Source organism: Nostoc sp. CCY0012, assembly GCF_963920855.1.
Lineage (GTDB): Bacteria > Cyanobacteriota > Cyanobacteriia > Cyanobacteriales > Nostocaceae > Cyanocohniella.
Genome location: NZ_CAWUDM010000212.1, coordinates 1 through 2941, shown reverse-complemented (window position 1 = coordinate 2941; position 2941 = coordinate 1). Strand labels below are relative to the sequence as shown.

The 2941-nt window shown below is 44.8% G+C and carries 1 protein-coding gene and 1 pseudogene; one reads left to right on the top strand and one right to left on the bottom strand.

What is annotated here, in order from left to right; all coding sequences use genetic code 11:
• Window positions 1-239, top strand: a pseudogene (locus ACM0OS_RS28640) (serine/threonine protein kinase); the annotation flags it as partial.
• Window positions 240-395: 156 nt separating this feature from the next.
• Here the strand turns inward: ACM0OS_RS28640 and ACM0OS_RS28635 are convergent.
• Window positions 396-2941, bottom strand: a 2546-nt coding sequence (locus ACM0OS_RS28635) for a DNA primase (protein WP_414546567.1), incomplete at its 5' end; no start/stop codon positions are given.

Sequence of the window (2941 nt, the reverse complement as noted above, 5' to 3'; positions counted from 1 at the left end):
CTGTGGCTTTGAATAATAATGATAATGATGTGTACACTAATGTAGTAATAAACCTCACAGCAGTTTTAGGAGCGAGCTTAGGAATTGGTTGTATAGTAGGAGTTCTCAATCCATACGTCTTATTAGGAATAGTTCTAAGCGGATTACCTTTAACAACAATATTGCTTTATCCACACCTCAAACGACGCAAGTTAATTGCTAAATACCGCAAGTCAGAAGAACGCCTCATAAAGCCATGAATTATACAATCCATTTTTCAACTAAGTGTGGAATCTAATATCAGGTATTGAGGTATGTTGATACAGACGCTCACTGAATAATTAAGTACATAATTATGAGGGAGAGCATCTTTTACTACTGATAAGCTCAGTAGAGATGTAAGCCGATAAATTTTTTCAGGTGACTGTCGGGTTAGTTACAGATGGCACCAGGGCAACAATGCTAAAAATGGATTCATTTGAGTAAACCTCAGTAGGCAGACACCGCAAGATAATCATCAGCAAGTTAGCCCTAACTTGAGGAGTACAGTAGTGTAAAATTCGCCGCATCGCAGTATGGGTAACGGTTGTAGCCACTTCAGCTATGTGTTCTATGGCATCTTCTGGTGATGATTCCGACTCAGTAACCAGGAGGGGGAAGTATTCACGGGCGAACCACTTTTCCTCATCGCTCAAGTCTGTGAAATTTTTATTACTATCGCTATAAAGACTGTCTAATAGTAAAAGTAATATTTTTCTAAACTTAAACCAACCCCCCCAGCGTTTGGTAAATTTGCTCACCCACTCCTGGCTAATGCCGATGATTTTGGCTATCTCAGTTTGCCCAATTTTCTGCTTCGACTGCCAAAGGTGGGTGAAAGCGTTGACGATGGCGTGTCCAGTCTGCTGTTCGCGGTTACCCGCTTCGGTGCAGAAATCGCAGGCATCGACAACCTCTAATTTCACGCCAGGGAGTTCATCTAAGAGGAAACTGAGGTCATAGTCAGCACAGAAGTAGAAAGTTAGCTGTTGGTTGGGGCGACGATGAGCGCGTAATCGACCAATCTCTTGGATGATTTCGGCTTGTAGTAATTCAATGAGATACTTTTGGAAGGTGCTTTCTGGGTCTTCAAGGTTAACGGGTTGACCAGTCATCACCTGAAAATGTGCTGCTAACGAGCCGATGTTTTGGTAGGGAATGCCAAAGCTAGCGATCGCGTCGCAATCACTAAACCTGTTAACACCACGACCATCGACAAAGTGACCGTATTCGATGCCGTCTTCAGCCTGAGATGCAATTTTTTTCCACTCGATGATGCCGAGATGCTTGTGGATTTGACGCAAAGTTTCTTTCAGGGCTTTAACACGGTCAGTTAAGGAAGTAGAGCGATTTTTAGACAATTTACCCAGCCCAGTGACATTGACCACCTTTAAATTGCTGTAGTCAGGGCGTGTCTGCTGGATGACTAACACGGGTTCATGATAGCCAAGTTTCAATTTCAACTGCTGGGCGGTGGTAGTGGCATCAAGGTAAATATTAAATTGGGCAGAGTTAGCCAATTCAGTATATTTGGGGTGAGGACGATAAATGGTCACTACACCCCACTTACAAGCCAAAGAACCTTTACCTTTCCAAGCTTCTAGGAAATCAGGCAGCCAGTACAAAGGCAATTCCAGAAATTCTCTACCAGCATGAAGGGCGCTGTCTCTGGTTAATTGCTTGGCAGCATAACGGGCAGCAGTACTTTTTTTCAGTTGTTGGTCTGCCTGGATATCAATGGAGTCCAAATCAGCGAGAAAATCTAAATGAGGTTCTAAAATCTGCTGAATTGCTTCAATGTCTAAATCTTCTGGGAAAGGAGGTAGTACCGCCCGGATGTCGTGATCATTGAAGCCGTAACGAGAAGGGGACTTAATTTGTTGAGCCAGAAGCGATCGCAAAACTTGTAAAACAGGCTGGAGTTTTGACCATTGTTCAGTCGGTAAGCCGCTTGTAGCTAATTTGGCGACAGTGGTATCAAATTCGCTCAACCGCAATTCTAGTGACCGCACAGGCTTGATGAGAGTCCCTGCTTCTTCCCAAATCCGCCCGACAGTGAAAGGTTGACCAGCTGCATTTGTTAAGGTAACGGGGGTAGAGTCGGGATGCGCTCTGATTTCGGAGTAATTTTGAATGACTGTGCGTTTTTGGTTGCGGAAGCCAAAACCAGGGCCAGAGGCGAAACGACATTGATTTTTCAGTGAGCAACCGTCACAGATGGGGCTAATGGAACTTTCTTCAAAATCTAAAGATTGAAAGTTTTTCTCCCGAAATCCTTCAAATAAGTAACTGCGGTGACAATTGCCATCAGTATCGGGAGTTTCACCTGGTTTGGGACGCAGTAGGAAGTTCTCGCCCATTGGGGTAGTGCGGCTAGTGTCAATTTTTAAGCCATTGTGCCGCACGGGGAGGTCAACAAAGTTAGTCTCAATGGGTAGTGTAGAGGGGTTTCTGTGGTTGGCATCTTGGTAAATTAATTTATCAATGCCAAATTGAGCAGCTGTCAGTTGTCCAGCGTTGTGGGATTTGCCCAGTCCTGGATGAGAATTATCTAAAATTTGTGTCCAGCCCTGAGAAATGGCTTCTACCCAGGCGGCGATATGTTCTTCTGGTTGGCACTCAATATAGATATTGCCTGTAATTTCGCTCCTGTGTGGGATATTGCCCCGCTTGTAGACAATTACTTGGCGTGCAGCGGTAGTAATTTCGGGTTTTGGCTGCGGTGATGTGGGTCCTGGCTCCCTTGATGTGGAGGTTGAGAATCCTTGAGAAGCTTTAACAAAAGGAGCGAATGCCTGTTTTAATAAATTCTGAAAACTGGTCAAGTCTTCCCTGACTCGTCCCAATTCCCACTCTTGGCGACTAATCAGTCCTTGCTGGGTGTGGCGTGGTTCATACTGCCGTTGCGGGAAGCGGAAGCCGT